This is a genomic window from Streptomyces sp. NPDC059524 (genome assembly GCF_042749255.1).
GTDB classification, from domain to species: Bacteria; Actinomycetota; Actinomycetes; order Streptomycetales; family Streptomycetaceae; genus Streptomyces; species Streptomyces xanthii.
The window spans coordinates 53,283-68,075 of sequence record NZ_JBHYTK010000025.1; the positions used below are offsets into that span (position 1 = coordinate 53,283).

At 73.0% G+C, this 14,793-nt stretch carries 15 protein-coding genes; 14 read left to right on the forward strand and 1 reads right to left on the reverse strand.

All coding sequences use genetic code 11. The features are described from left to right. Nucleotides 1-23 precede the first annotated feature (23 nt). Nucleotides 24-1,388 carry an MFS transporter gene (locus tag ACFW9D_RS10280; RefSeq protein WP_188339874.1) on the reverse strand — a complete coding sequence of 455 codons (1,365 nt, stop codon included), beginning with the start codon at nucleotides 1,386-1,388 and terminating at the stop codon, nucleotides 24-26. Between the two features lie 308 nt (nucleotides 1,389-1,696). On the opposite strand from ACFW9D_RS10280, the gene ACFW9D_RS10285 reads away from it, so the two are divergent. From ACFW9D_RS10285 to ACFW9D_RS10350, 14 genes are all read left to right on the forward strand, one after another. Beyond that, nucleotides 1,697-3,181 carry an aldehyde dehydrogenase gene (locus tag ACFW9D_RS10285; protein WP_384619983.1) on the forward strand — a complete coding sequence of 495 codons (1,485 nt, stop codon included), beginning with the start codon at nucleotides 1,697-1,699 and terminating at the stop codon, nucleotides 3,179-3,181. Between the two features lie 23 nt (nucleotides 3,182-3,204). Further along, nucleotides 3,205-4,110 carry a VOC family protein gene (locus tag ACFW9D_RS10290; protein ID WP_384619986.1) on the forward strand — a complete coding sequence of 302 codons (906 nt, stop codon included), beginning with the start codon at nucleotides 3,205-3,207 and terminating at the stop codon, nucleotides 4,108-4,110. Next, the gene (locus ACFW9D_RS10295; protein WP_188339871.1) at nucleotides 4,107-4,940 is read left to right on the forward strand and encodes an aspartate dehydrogenase domain-containing protein; all 834 of its coding nucleotides are present in this window, start codon (nucleotides 4,107-4,109) and stop codon (nucleotides 4,938-4,940) included. Before ACFW9D_RS10290 ends, ACFW9D_RS10295 begins: the two co-directional genes overlap by 4 nt. Further along, nucleotides 4,937-5,707, forward strand: coding sequence for an alpha/beta fold hydrolase (locus ACFW9D_RS10300; RefSeq protein WP_188339870.1), 771 nt, complete (start codon nucleotides 4,937-4,939; stop codon nucleotides 5,705-5,707). The genes ACFW9D_RS10295 and ACFW9D_RS10300 overlap by 4 nt, the downstream gene beginning before the upstream one ends. A 14-nt stretch (nucleotides 5,708-5,721) precedes the next feature. After that, nucleotides 5,722-6,243, forward strand: coding sequence for a cupin domain-containing protein (locus ACFW9D_RS10305; protein ID WP_188339869.1), 522 nt, complete (start codon nucleotides 5,722-5,724; stop codon nucleotides 6,241-6,243). Further along, nucleotides 6,236-6,994, forward strand: a complete 759-nt coding sequence (locus tag ACFW9D_RS10310; protein WP_384619991.1) for an SDR family oxidoreductase — start codon at nucleotides 6,236-6,238, stop codon at nucleotides 6,992-6,994. Before ACFW9D_RS10305 ends, ACFW9D_RS10310 begins: the two co-directional genes overlap by 8 nt. 22 nt (nucleotides 6,995-7,016) lie before the next feature. Then, nucleotides 7,017-7,793: an SDR family oxidoreductase gene (locus tag ACFW9D_RS10315; RefSeq protein ID WP_384619992.1), complete on the forward strand. Its 777-nt coding sequence runs from the start codon at nucleotides 7,017-7,019 to the stop codon at nucleotides 7,791-7,793. Nucleotides 7,794-7,802: 9 nt separating this feature from the next. After that, nucleotides 7,803-9,434 (forward strand): thiamine pyrophosphate-binding protein, encoded by a 1,632-nt coding sequence (locus ACFW9D_RS10320; protein ID WP_384619995.1) that lies wholly within the window; start codon nucleotides 7,803-7,805, stop codon nucleotides 9,432-9,434. Between the two features lie 11 nt (nucleotides 9,435-9,445). Next, nucleotides 9,446-10,399 (forward strand): PDR/VanB family oxidoreductase, encoded by a 954-nt coding sequence (locus ACFW9D_RS10325; protein ID WP_384619996.1) that lies wholly within the window; start codon nucleotides 9,446-9,448, stop codon nucleotides 10,397-10,399. A gap of 20 nt (nucleotides 10,400-10,419) precedes the next feature. Further along, nucleotides 10,420-10,668, forward strand: coding sequence for a recombinase-like helix-turn-helix domain-containing protein (locus ACFW9D_RS10330; protein ID WP_384619998.1), 249 nt, complete (start codon nucleotides 10,420-10,422; stop codon nucleotides 10,666-10,668). Continuing rightward, nucleotides 10,665-11,672, forward strand: coding sequence for a Rieske 2Fe-2S domain-containing protein (locus ACFW9D_RS10335; protein WP_384620001.1), 1,008 nt, complete (start codon nucleotides 10,665-10,667; stop codon nucleotides 11,670-11,672). Before ACFW9D_RS10330 ends, ACFW9D_RS10335 begins: the two co-directional genes overlap by 4 nt. After that, nucleotides 11,669-12,937, forward strand: coding sequence for an MFS transporter (locus ACFW9D_RS10340; protein WP_384620004.1), 1,269 nt, complete (start codon nucleotides 11,669-11,671; stop codon nucleotides 12,935-12,937). Before ACFW9D_RS10335 ends, ACFW9D_RS10340 begins: the two co-directional genes overlap by 4 nt. Nucleotides 12,938-13,031: 94 nt before the next feature. Next, on the forward strand, nucleotides 13,032-13,703 hold the full coding sequence (locus ACFW9D_RS10345) for a FadR/GntR family transcriptional regulator (RefSeq protein ID WP_188339861.1): 672 nt from the start codon (nucleotides 13,032-13,034) through the stop codon (nucleotides 13,701-13,703). Nucleotides 13,704-13,848: 145 nt separating this feature from the next. Continuing rightward, a complete protein-coding gene (locus tag ACFW9D_RS10350) occupies nucleotides 13,849-14,760 on the forward strand; it encodes a PAC2 family protein (protein WP_384620007.1) in 912 nt (303 codons plus the stop codon). Nucleotides 14,761-14,793: the final 33 nt, after the last annotated feature.

Consider the following 14,793-nt stretch of genomic DNA (forward strand, 5'->3'; position numbering starts at 1 on the left):
CCGTGGCGGACGTACCGACGAGACTAGGCGTTCAGCTCCTCCAGGGTGCGGCCCTTGGTCTCGACGGCGAACAGGGCGATCACCGCGCCGGCGACGGCGACGCAGGCCAGCTGGGCGAAGACCAGGCCGAGGCCGCCGCCCGCGCCGAGGATCGCGCCGACGGTGACGGGGCCGAGGATGACGCCGAGCCGGTTCCACACCCCGCCGAAGGCGGCGCCCCGGGCGCGGTTCGCGGTGGGGTACAGCTCGGGCGAGTAGAGGTAAAGGCCCGCGTTGACCGCGTAGACGAAGAGGGTCGTGAAGGAGGCGAAGAGGGCGACCTTGAGTCCGGAGGTGGCGCCGGTCAGGGCCAGGACGCCCAGGGCGAGCGCGGTGCCGGACAGGGCGGCGACCAGGGCGGGGCGGCGGCCGATGCGGTCGATGACCATGGCGACGGCGAAGGTGCCGACCAGGCCGGTGATGTTGCTGAGCAGGGTGTACTGGAGCGCGGTGGTCAGGTCGAGCCCGAACTCCTTGGTGTAGAGCGAGGGCAGCCAGGCCGAGACGCCGTGGTTGACGTAGTACGCGACGAACCACAGGCCGGACAGGACCACGGTGCGGCGCAGGTAACGCCCGGTGAACAGGTCGCGCAGGCGGCCGCGCGGCGTCTCCGCACCGGGGTCCGCGCCGGGCTCGGGCAGCGGCGCGCCGACGGAGCGCTCGACCTCGGCCTCGATGCGGGCGATGACCCGCTCGGCCTCGTCGGTGCGGCCCTGCGAGAGCAGCCAGCGCGGGGACTCGGCGACCTTGCGGGGCAGCAGGGCGCCGATGATCACGGGGAGGGCGCCGAGCACGAACATGGCGCGCCAGCCGAGGTTCGGGACGACCCAGACGGCGACGAGGCTGGCAGCCGCGAGGCCCGCCGGGAAGACCATCTCGTACAGCAGGACGAAGCGGCCGCGCTTGTCGCAGCGGGCGATCTCGTTGATGTACGTGGCGGCGACGGGTACGACGCCGCCGATGCCGAGGCCCTGGACGAAGCGGAAGAGCGAGAAGAGCTCGATGCCGGGCGCGAAGGCGACGGCGAGGCTGGCGGCGCCGGTGACGATGACGCCCAGGGCGACGGTGCGCACGCGGCCGATCCGGTCCCCCAGCCAGCCGGCCACGAGGGCACCGAGCAGCATGCCGATGGAGGCCGAGGTCACCGCGAAGGTCGCCTGGCCGGTGCTGAGGTGCCAGTCCCGGATCAGCACGGGCAGGGCGGAGGCGGAGAGCAGCTGGTCGAAGGCCTCGAAGAAGGTCACGGCGCCGATGAGGCACCGGACCTTGACGTGCCAGCGGGATTGGGGCAGCCGTTCCAGTCTGGCTGCGATCGAGCCGAGACCCTGCTTGCCGGCCAAAGTCGTCATGAGGGGGGGTCCTTCCGCGAACACGGAACAGGGGAGTTCCGCCGACAGTAGGAGCCGATACCTAAGCGGTCAATGGTTAGGGGCTAAGAGGTTTTATTGGTCGCGCCATCCACGCCTCCCTGCGACTTCTCCTACTCAATGGTAGGTCCGCCGGGCCGAAATGCGTCCGCCGAAGGGTCTTGCGCAGAGATATTTAAGGGCTTAGATTTCTAGCACTTCGGCGATTCAGCCCCTGTTCCCCTCATGCTCTCGCCACGTTCCACCCCACGTTCTCCCCCCTCGCCCCCTCGCTCCCCGGAGGTCCGGCCGTGTCCGACCACTCCACCGAGATCCTCGTCGCGGGCCAGTGGCGTCGCGGTGCCGGCGCCCCCGTCGACACCGTCGACCCGGCCACCGGCCGGGTCATCGCGACCGTCCACTCGGCCTCCGCCGAGGAGGTCGACGAGGCGGCCCGCGCGGCGGCCGAGGCCGTCGCCGATCCCGCCTGGCGCGATCTGCTCCCGCACCAGCGGGCCCGACTCCTGCACCGCATCGCGGAGTTGACGGAGGAGGACGCCGACGAGCTGGCCGCCACCCAGACCGCCGACACCGGCAAGACCCTCACGGAGACGAAGGCGCTCGCGCTCAGCGCGGCCGGCACGTTCCGCTACATGGCGGCCGCGCTGGAGACCGCCGAGGACGCGGTCACCCCGGCGCGCGGCCCGTACGTGACGATGAGCGTGCACGAGCCGATCGGCGTCGTCGGCGCGATCAACCCGTGGAACTCGCCGGTGGCGAGCGACGCTCAGAAGATCGCCCCGGCGCTCGCGGCCGGCAACGCGATCCTCCTCAAGCCCGCCGCCTGGACCCCGCTGGTCTCCCTGAAGCTGGGCCGCCTCATCACCCGGGCGCTGACCGAACTCGCCCTGCCCACCGCCCTGTTGGCGGTCCTGCCCGGCAGCGGCCGGGTCGTCGGCGACGCGGTCGTGCGGCACCCGCTGGTGGGCCGGATCGGCTTCACCGGCGGCACCGAGACCGGCCGGGGCATCGCCGCGGTCGCCGCCCAGAAGCTCATCCCGGCCTCGCTGGAGCTCGGCGGCAAGTCGCCGACGATCGTGCGCGCCGACGCCGATGTCGAACAGGCCCTGGCGGGCGTGATGTTCGGGATCTTCTCGTCCAGCGGGCAGTCCTGCATCGCCGGTTCGCGGCTGTTCGTGGCCCGCGAGATCCATGACACCTTCGTGGCCGAACTCGTCGAGCGGGTACGGAAGTTGCGCGTCGGGCCCGGCACCGATCCTGACACCCAGGTCGGCCCGCTCGTGCACCACAGCCACCGCGACTCGGTCGCCGCCTACGTGGACCTGGCCCGCTCGGAGGGCGCCGAGGTGCTGTGCGGCGGCGCCGCCCCCGAGGGCCCGGAGTACGCGGACGGCGCGTACTACCTGCCCACCGTCCTCGCCGGACTCGACAACTCCTCGCGCACCTGCCAGGAGGAGATCTTCGGCCCGGTCCTGGTGGTCCTCCCCTACGACGACGAGGACGACCTGGTCCGGCAGGCGAACGACTCCGTGTACGGACTCGCCTGCGGGATCTGGACCCGCGACCACCGCGCCGCCTGGCGCCTGGCCCGCCGGATCGACGCGGGCACCGTCTGGATCAACACGTACAAGCAGTTCAGCGCCTCCACCCCGTTCAGCGGGATGAAGGACAGCGGGCTCGGCACGGAGAAGGGCCGCGACGCCATCCGTGCCTACCAGCGCCAGAAGTCCCTGTACTGGGGCACCTCCGAGGCGCCGCTGCCCTGGGCCAACTGACCGTTCCTCCGATGGAGTTCCGCATGATCCACCCCCCGATCGCCCGGTTGCGCGCACTGCGCTCGGTCGAGCTGCTCACCCCCTCCTTCGCGGAGGCCACCGACTTCTACGAGGACGCGTGGGGCCTGGAGGTCGTCGAGTCCGAGCACAGCGCCAGCTGGCTGCGCGGCACCGGCGAGGAGCACCACGCGCTCCAGCTGACCCGCTCCGACCGCACCGGCCTCGGCCGGCTCGTGTTCGCCGTCGCCACGCCCGCCGAGATCGACGAGGCGGCCCGCCGCCTGGAAGCGCGCGGCATCACGCCGGTCGCCGGTCCCGGCCCGCTCGACCAGGTGGGCGGCGGCTACGGGCTGCGCTTCCACGACCACGAGGGCCGGCTCGTCGAGCTGTCCGCCGACACCTGGGCGGTCGCCCCGCGCGGCCGTGACGGAGCCGTCCCGGTCGGCGTCACCCACGCTGTCCTCAACACCCCGGACATCGACGCCGCCGTCGCCTTCTACCGCGACGTCCTCGGCCTGCGCGTCTCCGACTGGTCCGAGCACCAGATGGCGTTCCTGCGCTGCAACGCCGACCACCACTGCATCGCGTTCAACCAGGCCGAGTGGGTCTCCCTCAACCACGTGGCCTACGAGATGAGCTCGGTCGACCACTTCATGCGCGGGCTCGGCCGGCTGCGCCACCACGGGATCGTCCCGAAGTGGGGCCCGGGGCGGCACGGCCCCGGCAACAACACCTTCTCGTACTTCACCGACCCGACCGGGCTGGTGTGCGAGTACACGTCCGAGGTCGCGCAGGTCGTCGAGGACCGCTGGATCGCCAAGGTCTGGCGCCGGGTCCCCGAGCTGTCGGACCTGTGGGGAACGGCGGGACCGCCGTCGAAGGAGATCCGCTGCCACATGGCCGGCGCGCCGGAAGGAGAGCACAAGTGAGCACGAGCCCGAAGCACGCGAAGACCCCGACCACTGCGAAGAACCTGAAGGTCGGACTCGTCGGCTGGGGTGCCATCGGCCGCGTCGTCGGCACCGCCCTCGCCCGCGGCGAGGTCCAGGGCGCCGAACTGACCTGCATCGTCGACAACCGCCCGCTCGGCGAGGCCGCACCGGCCGCGCAGGTCCCCTTCGAGGAGGCGATCGAGGCTTGCGACCTGATCGTGGAGGCGGCGGGCCAGGGCGTCGTACGGGAGTGGGGCGAGCGCGTCCTCACCTCCGGCACCGACCTGCTGATCGCCTCGACCGGGGCCCTCACCGACGACGAGCTGGCCAAGCGGCTGCTCGCCGCCGGGCCCGGCCGGGTCTCCTTCACGGGCGGCGCCGTCGGCGGACTCGACCTGCTCCAGGCCGTGCGCTCCTTCGCCCCGCTCGACGAGGTGCGCCTCACCACGACGAAGCTGCCGTCCACCCTCGAACAGCCCTGGATGGACGAGGAGCTGCTGGAGCGGCTGCGCACGGCGACCGGCCCCGTCGAGGTCATGTCGGGCACGGCGCGGGACGTGCCGGTGAAGTTCCCCAAGTCGACGAACGTCGCGGCCTCGGTCGCCCTCGCCGTCGGCGACCTGGACGCTGTGCGGGTCCGGGTCGTCGCCGATCCGGGAGCCGAGCTCACCCGGCACGTCGTCGAGGCGTCGGGCCCGCACGGCGAGTACCGCTTCGAGGTCGCGCACCGCCCCGACCCGGGCAACCCGGCCACCAGTCAGGTCGTCCCGTACGCGGTGCTGCGCTCCCTGTCCGCGCTCGCCGGGCGCTCGGGGCAGATCCTGTGACCGCGCTCCACGTGGAGGAGGCCGGTGCGAGCGGCCCCCTGCTGCTGTGCCTGCACGGCATCGGCTCCTCGTCGGCGGCGTTCGCCCCGCAGCTCGAAGGGCTCGCGGAGCACGCCCGGGTCATCGCCTGGGACGCCCCCGGCTACGGCAAGTCCCCCGACCCGGACGCCCCGCTGGACCTGGACGGGTTCGCGGACGCCGCGGCCGAGGTCGTCAGGGCGTACGGCTCCTCGGCGCACGTGCTGGGCGTCTCGTGGGGCGGCGTGATCGCCCTGCGGCTCGCCACCCGCCACCCGGAACTCGTGGCCTCGCTGATCGTCGCCGACTCCAGCGCCGGTTCCGGCACGGACCCGGCGAAGGCGGCGGCCATGCGGGCCCGCGCCACGGAGCTGGCCGAGACCGGGCCGCGGGTCTTCGCCGCGCAGCGCGGGCCCCGGCTGGTCTCGGAGCTGGCCGACGCCGCGCTCGTCGAGCGGGTCGTCGAGACCATGGCCGGCTCGGTCCGGCTGCCCGGCTACGGGTACGCCGCCGAGTCCATGGCGGGCGCCGACCTGCGCGAGGAGCTGGCCGCGGTGACCGCGCCGACGCTCGTCGTGTGCGGCGACCGCGACACGGTCACCGGCGTCGAGGCCTCCCAGGTCCTCGCCGGGGGCCTGCACAAGACCGCCTACGTGATCGTCAAGGACGCCGGTCACCTGGCCAACCAGGAACAGCCCGAGCGGTTCAACGCCTGGGTCCTGTCCCACCTGCACATCGTCACCCGCTAGCGAAGGAGTCCCCCATGCCTCTGACCACCACCGAGTACGACAACGGCGGCGACCTCGGCAAGTACACCGACTCGCTGATCGCCACCAAGGAGTCCCGCGTCGCCGACTTCGACACCCTCTCCTTCCAGGAGAAGGCCGGCGCGCAGTTCCGCCGCGGCCAGATCCGCTACGTGGGATCCGGCGCGACCGGCAACCACGAGGGCGACAGCCGCATCATCCCCTCGGGCGGCTTCACCTTCTCCAACATGCTGCTGCCGCCCGGCGCCGAGGGCCCGGCCCACACCCACCACGACGTGGAAGAGGCCTTCTTCGTCCTGGAGGGCAACGTCAAGGTCGGCATCCACCGCGGCCCCGACGAGGTCGAGTACCGCACCCTCGGCTACCGCGACATGATCGTGGTCCCGGCCGGCGTGACCCGCTCGCTGAAGAACGAGGGCGACACCGACGCGCTGTTCTGCGTCGTCATCGGCACGCAGAAGCCGCAGGTGCCCTCGTACCCCGAGTACTCGCCGATGCACGGCGTCACCCGTGACTGAGCAGTCGCCCGCAGGCGCCCGTACGGTCGTCGTGACCGGCGCGGGCCGTGGCCTCGGACTGGCCATGGCCCGCCGGGCCGGCGAGGACGGCTTCCGGGTCGTCGTCGCCGAGCTCGACGCCGCGCGCGGCGCCGAGGCCGCCGAGGAGCTGCGGGCCGAGGGGCTCGACGCGCACTTCGTGCGGTGCGACGTGGCGGACCCGGCGTCCGTCGAGGCCCTCGCCTGCGCGGTGCGGGAGCTGCCCGGCGAGCTGTACGGCCTGGTGAACAACGCGGCGCTCGCCAACGGAGTGGGCGGCAAGGAGTTCCAGGACATCGACATCGAGGTCTGGGACCGCCTGATGACGGTGAACGCCCGCGGCCCCTGGCTGGTCGCGAAGGCGCTGCACCCGCTGTTCGGCCCGACCGGACGCATCGTGAACATCGCCTCGGACGCCGCGCTCTACGGCTCCCCGCGGCTCGCCCACTACATCGCCTCGAAGGGCGCCGTCATCGCGCTGACCCGGGCCATGGCGCGGGAGCTGGGCGAGCGGGGCATCACGGTGAACGCGCTCGCGCCCGGCCTGACCGAGGGCGAGGCCACGCAGGCCGTCCCCGCCGAACGGCACGACCTGTACCGGGCGAACCGGGCCATCGAGCGCCCTCAGCAGCCCGGCGACCTGATCGGTGTCGCCTCCTTCCTCCTCTCCGAGGAGTCCCGCTACCTGACCGGACAGGTGGTCGCCGTCAACGGCGGCTTCACCATGAACTGACCTGATACACCGAGGAGTTGACATGGATCTGGGCCTCGCCGACCGGACCTACGTGGTCACCGGAGGCAGCTCGGGCGTCGGCCTGGCCACGGTCCGCGCCCTGCTCGAGGAAGGCGCGAACGTCGCCACGTGCGGCCGCGACGCCGAACGGCTGAAGCGGATCGCCGACCACGACCGCCTGTTCACCGCCACCTGCGACGTGCGCGACGCCGACGCCGTGCGGGAGTTCGTGCGGACCGCCGCCGACGCGTTCGGCGGACGGCTCGACGGCCTCGTCAACAACGCCGGCCAGTCCCGCATGAAGCGGCTCGACGACACGACGTGGGACGACTGGCGCGACGAGCTGGACCTGAAGTTCGCGGGCGTTCTCAACCCGCTGCAGGCCGCCCGCGACCTCCTTCGCGCCTCGGACGCGGCGTCGGTCGTCAACGTGAACGCGGTCCTGGCCAAGCAGCCCGAGACGCGTCTCATCACGACGAGCGCCGCCCGCGCCGGCATCCTCAACCTCTCCAAGTCCCTCGCCACGGAACTCGCGGCGGACGGCATCCGGGTCAACTCCGTGTGCCTGGGCCTGATCGACACGGGCCAGTGGACCCGCCGGCACGCCGCCGCGGACTCCGGCCTCTCCTACGAGGACTGGCAGGCGGAGCTCGCCGCCGACCGCGGCGTCGCCCTCGGCCGGCTCGGCCGCGCCGAGGAGGTCGCCTACGCGATCCTCGCGCTGCTCGCGCCGCGCGCCTCGTACATCACCGGAACCAGCATCGACGTCTGCGGCGGAGTCGGCCGCGGCATCCTCTGAGGAGCACGCATGCGTTACGACAACGGAGGCGCCCTCCTCGTCGCCGTCCTGAAGGAACTGGGCATCGACACGGTGTTCGGCATCGTGTCCGTGCACAACCTGCCGCTGGTCGAGGCCGTCGACCGCGAGCTGCGGTTCGTGCCGGTGCGCCACGAGGCGAGCGCCGTGAACGCGGCGGACGCCTACGGGCGGGCCCGCGGCGGCCTCGGCTGCGCGCTCACCTCGACCGGCACCGGCGCGGGCAACGCGGCGGGCTCGCTGATCGAGGCGCTCGCCTCCGGCACGTCGGTGCTGCATGTCACCGGTCAGGTCGAGAGTGAGTTCCTGGGCAGCGGGCGCGGGTTCATCCACGAGACCAAGGACCAGCTCGGCATGCTGACCGCGGTCTCCAAGCACGCCGTCTCCGTGGGCTCCACCGACGAGGCCGGCCGGCTCCTGCGCGAGGCCGCCCGCGCCGCGCTCACCGCCCCCGGCGGCCCGGCCAGCGTCGAATGGCCCATCGACCTCCAGTACGCGGCCCAGACCGACGCCGGTGAGACGGTGCCGGAGCCGGCGCGCCCCGCGCTCGACCCGGTGGCCCTGGCCGCCGCGGGCACGCTCCTGTCGACCGCCCGCCGCCCCCTGATCTGGGCCGGCGGCGGCGCGAACGCGGCCCGCGCCGAGCTGGCCGCGCTCGTCGAGGCGACCGGCGCGGGCCTGCTGACCTCCAACTCGGGGCGCGGCGCGGTCCCCGAGGACCACCCGCAGGTCATCGGCAACTTCGCGACCACCCCGGCCGGGCGCGCCCTGCTCGCCGACGCGGACGTCCTGGTGACGATCGGCACGCACTTCCGGTCCAACGAGACCGCCGACTACGGGCTCGAACTGCCCGGCGCCGAGCGGCACATCCACATCGACGTCGACGCGGCCGCCCTCGGCCGGGTGTACCCGGCGGCGCACGCCCTGCACGCCGACGCCGTCGACGCGCTCGCGGCCCTGCTCCCCCACGCCCGGACCGCCGAGCCGGACTGGACGCGGCGCGTGGCGCGGGTCAGGGAGGACGTGCGGGCCACCCTGCACGACAACATCGGGCCGCAGGCCGCGATCTGCGACGCGCTGCGCGCCGTCCTGCCGCGCGACGCGGTGATCGCCCGGGACGTGACCATCCCGTCCAGCAGCTGGGGCAACCGGCTCCTGGAGATGTACGCCCCGGAGTCGAACGTGTTCCCGCGCGGCGGCGGCATCGGCCAGGGCCTGGGCATGGGCATCGGTGCCGCGCTCGCCGACCCCGAGCGGCCCACCGTGGTCATCGCCGGCGACGGCGGCCTCGCCGTCCACCTCGGCGAACTGCTCACCGTCGCCCAGGAGCGGCCCCGCCTGACCGTGCTGGTCTTCAACGACGGCGGCTACGGCGTCCTGCGCAACATGCAGGACCGCTACAGCGAGCGCCGCAGCGGCGTCGACCTGGCCACCCCCGACTTCGACCTCCTGGCCCGCGCCTGCGGGCTGCCGTACCTGCGGATCGCCGACGCCGAGCACGCGCGGCCCGTCCTTGAGGAGGCCGTCGGCTCGGCCGGACCCGTCCTCGTCGAGGTCGACCTGGCCGCGCTCGGCCCGATGAAGAACCCGTTCACCCCGCCCGTCAAGATCCCCACCGCGTAGGGAGGCCCCCCATGTCCACCACCACGACTCCCGCCGAAGGCCGGCTGTCCCTGCTGGTCCGGCGGATGACCTGGGAGGCCGACGGCGTGCTGTCCGTCGAGCTGACCCACCCCGACGGCAAGCCGCTGCCCGCCTGGACGCCCGGCGCGCACATCGACGTGCACGTGGGCGGCCAGATCCGCCAGTACAGCCTGTGCGGCGACCCCGCCGACACCGGCGGCTACCGGATCGGCGTCCTCAACGAGCCGTCCTCGCGCGGTGGTTCGCGCCACGTCCACACGAAGCTGCGCCCCGGCCAGCCGGTCACGGTGTCCGAGCCGCGCAACCACTTCGTCCTGGAGGACGCGCCCGCGTACGTGTTCGTGGCCGGCGGCATCGGTGTCACACCGATCCTGGCGATGGCCCGCGAGGCCGCCCGGCGCGGCGCCGCGTGGCGCATGGTCTACGGCGGGCGCAGCCGGGCCTCGATGGCCTTCACCGACGAGCTGACCGCGCTCGGCGGCGACCTGACGCTCGTCCCGCAGGACGAGCTGGGCCACATCGACCTGGCGTCCGAGCTGGCGGAGCTGCCCGAGGGCGGGCTCGTGTACTGCTGCGGGCCGGAGCCGCTGCTCGCCGCGATCGAGGAGCGCTGCCCCGCGGAGCGGCTGCGTCTGGAGCGGTTCGCGGCGCCGGTGGTGGAGCGGTCCGGGGACGACGCGTCGTTCGAGGTCGAGTGCCGCACCTCGGGCCTGACCCTGTCGGTGGACGCCGACACCTCGATCCTGGAGGCCGCCGAGCAGGCCGGGCTGAGCGTCGACAGCTCCTGCCGCGACGGCATCTGCGGCTCTTGCGAGACCCGGGTGCTCGACGGCACCCCCGACCACCGCGACTTCCTGCTCTCGGACGCCGAGCACGCCGCGAACGCCTCGATGATGATCTGCGTCTCGCGCTGCGCGTCGGGCCGCCTCGTCCTCGACCTGTGACCCCCGACGGGAGACTTTCCATGAGCAACCGCACGAGCGACAACACCGGGCAGGACTGGCCCTACCTGGAGATCCACCAGTCCCGCACGCACGAGCCGACGCCGTACGAGTACAAGCTGGCCGCCACTCTCGAAGACGTCTTCACCAAGGACGGCCACGCACTCGAGGACGTCGTGCGCGGGCTCAACGCCCGCAAGGTCCACGCCCCCGACGGGGCCGCCTGGACCGAGGAGTCCTTCGCCGCCGAGATGCACCGACTGGGAGCGTGAACGCCGTGAACCTGACCGCCGAGCACATTTTCGCGACCGGTCTGCGCGACCAGTGGCACCCGGTCGTCCCCTCCTCCTTCGTCGCGCCCGGCGCGATGCGCAAGGTCACCGTCCTGGGCGAGCAGTGGCTGCTGTTCCGCCGCTCCGACGGCACCCTGAGCATGCTCGCCGACCGCTGCCCGCACCGCGGCGCCCCGCTGTCCCTGGGCAAGCACCTGGGCGACCGGGTGGCCTGCTGGTACCACGGGGTGGAGGTCGAGTCCGACGGCACGGTCGCCTCCGTGCCCGGTCTGCCCGGCTGCAACCTGGAGGGCAAGAAGCTCGTCCGTTCGCTGCCCGTGCGCGAGGTGGCCGGCGCCGTCCTCGCCTACTTCGGCACCGAACAGCAGCCGCAGCCCACCGAGTTGACGCTGCCCGACCCGCTCGTCGACCCCGACGTCGACGCGTTCCTGTGCTACGCGGAGTGGGACGTGCCGTGGCGCTACGCGGTCGAGAACCTGCTCGACCCGATGCACGGGGCGTTCCTGCATCACGACTCGCACACGATGTTCGACGGTGACACGACCGCGAAGTTCCGCATCCGGGAGACCGACCGCGGCTACTTCTTCGAGAAGACCGACCAGCGGGGCGTGAACTTCGACTGGGTCGAGCTGTGCCGCACGGGCGTCGACTGGGTGGACCTGTCCATCCCGTACCCGCCCTCGGCCGGCCCCGGCGGCGCGTTCGGCATCGTCGGCATGGTCCGCCCGGTCGACGAGGAGCGCTGCGCGGTCTTCTTCTGGCGCTACCGCAAGGTGCGGGGCTGGCAGCGCGACACGTGGCGCTTCCTCTACAAGACGCTCATCGAGGAGCGCCACTGGGACGTCCTGGAGCAGGACCGCGTGATGCTGGAGGCCATGCCGTCCGACGCCGACCAGCAGGAGAACCTCTACCAGCACGACCTGGGCGTGGTCCGGCTGCGCCGCATGTACAAGTCCGCGGCGGAGGAGCAGGCGACCGCATGAGCGACCCGGTGAGCGGCAGAGCGCGCTGGGCGGGTGTCCTGACGCTCCTGGTCGTCGTCCTGATCAGCTATGTGGACCGCGTGAACATCTCCGTCCTGGTCACCGACCGGGCGTTCACCGACCACTTCGGGATCACCGGCGACCGGGTGGCGCAGGGCGCCCTGAGCACCGCGTTCCTCGTCGGGTACGGCCTCGCGGCGTTCGTCCTGACCCCGCTGTACGAGACGCTGCTCGGCGTGCGGCGGGGGCTGTTCCTGAGCGTGGCCCTGTGGTCGGTGATGACGCTGCTGTCGCCGTACGCGCTCGGCGCGCTGACGCTGACCGCGCTGCGGGCGCTGCTCGGCGCGGCCGAGGGGCCGCTGTTCTCGCTCAAGACGATGTACGTGCGGGAGCACTTCGCGCCGCAGGAGGCGGGCAAGCCGAACGCGGTGAGCTCGATGGGCGTGTCCCTGGGCACGGCCGTGGGGCTGCCGCTGATCACGTACCTCGTGTACCGGTTCGACTGGCACACGTCGTTCCTGGCGCTGGCCGCGCTGAACGCGGCGGTGGGGCTGCCGCTGATCGCGCTGTTCGTGCGCGGCCGCGGGCTGCGTTCCGCTTCGGGCCGCGGCAACGCGGCGGGGACGTTGCGCGAGGCCCTGCGCATGCCGCGTCTCGTGCCGGTCCTGCTCGTGGAGATCGCCACGCTCGGCTATCTGTGGGGCTCGACCGCGTGGCTGCCCTCGTACCTCCTCCAGGAGCGGCACTTCTCGCTGGCGGCGATGGGCGCGGTGTCGGCGCTGCCGTTCCTGATGTCGCTGGCCTCGGGCTTCCTCGGCGGGTTCCTGCTCGACCGGCTGCCGGCGCGGCTGCTTCCGCTGCTGTTCGTGGTCGGCTCGGCGGGGACCGCGGCGAGCGTGCTCGTGGTGATGGGCGCGGACAGCGACGGTCTGGCGGCGGCCGGGCTGATCGCGGCCGGCGGCTTCTGGGGGCTCCAGGGGCCGGCCATCCCGACGCTCGTGCAGCGCTGCGCCCCGGTGCACGCGGTGGGCAGCGCCTACGGCGTGGTGAACGGGGTGGGCAATCTCGTCTCGGCGTTCATGCCGACGGCGATGGGCGCGGCGATCGCGGCGAGTGGCGGGCACGGCTTCGGCGCGGGCTTCGCGCTGCTCGCCGGGGCGCAGGCGGTGACGCTGGTGTGCGGCGCCTGGCTGCTGCTGCGTCCGGCGCCGCAGGTCCCGGCGGCGTCTCCTGCGGGGGCGGTCGAGGCGCCCGCCCGTACCTGATGGCGGACACCCCCTGGCCCTGCGGGCCCCTGCGCACATAATGGTGCGAGACATCGGAGGTATCCGCCCTCCGGCCTGAGCAGAGGGGGGTGCCGTGGCCGTCACCGACGAGGCCATCGAGAAGATCAAGGGGATGATCGTCTCGGGCGCGCTGCGCCCGGGCGACCGCCTCCCCAAGGAGAGCGAACTCGCCGCGGAGCTGGGCCTGTCGCGCAATTCGCTGCGCGAGGCCGTGCGCGCCCTGTCGCTGATCCGGATCCTGGACGTGCGGCAGGGCGACGGCACGTACGTGACGAGTCTGGACCCGCAGCTCCTCCTGGAGGCGCTGAGTTTCGTCGTCGACTTCCACCGGGACGACACGGTCCTGGAGTTCCTCGCGGTGCGCCGCATCCTGGAGCCCGCCGCGACGGCCCTCGCGGCGGGCTCGATCACGTCCGGGGAGCTGGACCGGCTGTCCGCGCAGCTCGACGCGCTCGGCCCGGAGCCCTCGGTGGAGGAACTGGTCGCCGCGGACCTCGACTTCCACCGCGGCATCGTGAAGGCGTCCGGCAACTCGGTTCTGTGCTCGCTGCTCGACGGCCTGTCCGGGCCGACCACCCGGGCGCGCGTCTGGCGCGGTCTGACCCAGGAGGACGCGGTGAGCCGCACCCTGCACGAGCACCGGGCGATCCTGGCGGCGCTGCGCGACGGCGACGCGGAGGCGGCCCGGTCGTGGGCGACGGTGCACATCGCGTCCGTGGAGCAGTGGCTGCGCTCGACCTTGTGACGCCCCGGCCCCTCCGGGGGGAGTGCGGGCCCGCGACTCGGGGCATGGTTCCCGGCAGCCGCCGGGTTCCAGGTGGCTGCGGAGGTACCCCGCGGACGCCGTAAGGTGGGCGGGTACGCGAGGGAACGTCGGAAGGAGGCGCTGGGTGATCGAGCTCGAGGGGGTTCCCGAGCTGGTCGACCCGGTCATGGTGGCCGCGTTCGAGGGCTGGAACGATGCCGGCGACGCCGCCTCCACCGCGGTCGCGCATCTCGACAAGGAGTTCAAGGGCGAGGTGTTCGCGGCGCTCGACGCCGAGGACTACTACGACTTCCAGGTCAACCGGCCGACGGTCTTCATGGAAGACGGCGTGCGGAAGATCACCTGGCCGACGACCCGGCTCTCGGTGGTGCGGATCGGCGGCGACAAGCCGCGCGACCTCGTCCTCGTACGGGGCATCGAGCCGTCCATGCGCTGGCGCTCGTTCTGCAACGAACTGCTGGGCTTCGCCCATGAGTTGGGCGTGGAGATGGTGGTCGTCCTGGGCGCGCTGCTCGGCGACACCCCGCACACCCGGCCGGTCCCGGTCAGCGGCGTCACGTCGGATCCCGACCTGGCGACGCGGATGGACCTGGAGGAGACCAAGTACGAGGGTCCGACGGGCATCGTCGGCATCCTCCAGGAGGCGTGCACGCACGCGGGCGTCCCGGCGGTCTCGCTGTGGGCGGCGGTCCCGCACTACGTGTCGCAGCCGCCGAACCCGAAGGCGACGCTGGCGCTCCTGAACCGGCTCGAGGACCTGATCGACCTGCGCGTCCCGCTGGGCGAGCTGCCCGAGGACGCGCGGGCCTGGCAGCTGGGCGTGGACCAGCTGGCGGCCGAGGACAGCGAGGTCGCGGAGTACGTGCAGTCGCTGGAGGAGGCCCGCGACACGGCGGAGCTGCCGGAGGCCTCGGGCGACGCGATCGCCCGCGAGTTCGAGCGGTATCTGCGGCGCCGCGACCCGGGCACGCCCCCGGGCGACCGGACCCGCCCGCCGAAGCCGCCGCGTCCGGACGGCGAGGACCCGGAGGCGTAGAGCGTGCGCGGTGGGGCCGGGCGGCATGTGTGG

Coding starts and splice junctions, on each gene's coding strand:
- ACFW9D_RS10280 (WP_188339874.1), bottom strand. CDS start 1,388: ATGACGACTTTGGCCGGCAAGCAGGGTCTCGGCTCGATCGCAGCCAGA.
- ACFW9D_RS10290 (WP_384619986.1), top strand. CDS start 3,205: ATGATCCACCCCCCGATCGCCCGGTTGCGCGCACTGCGCTCGGTCGAG.
- ACFW9D_RS10305 (WP_188339869.1), top strand. CDS start 5,722: ATGCCTCTGACCACCACCGAGTACGACAACGGCGGCGACCTCGGCAAG.
- ACFW9D_RS10315 (WP_384619992.1), top strand. CDS start 7,017: ATGGATCTGGGCCTCGCCGACCGGACCTACGTGGTCACCGGAGGCAGC.
- ACFW9D_RS10320 (WP_384619995.1), top strand. CDS start 7,803: ATGCGTTACGACAACGGAGGCGCCCTCCTCGTCGCCGTCCTGAAGGAA.
- ACFW9D_RS10325 (WP_384619996.1), top strand. CDS start 9,446: ATGTCCACCACCACGACTCCCGCCGAAGGCCGGCTGTCCCTGCTGGTC.
- ACFW9D_RS10330 (WP_384619998.1), top strand. CDS start 10,420: ATGAGCAACCGCACGAGCGACAACACCGGGCAGGACTGGCCCTACCTG.
- ACFW9D_RS10340 (WP_384620004.1), top strand. CDS start 11,669: ATGAGCGACCCGGTGAGCGGCAGAGCGCGCTGGGCGGGTGTCCTGACG.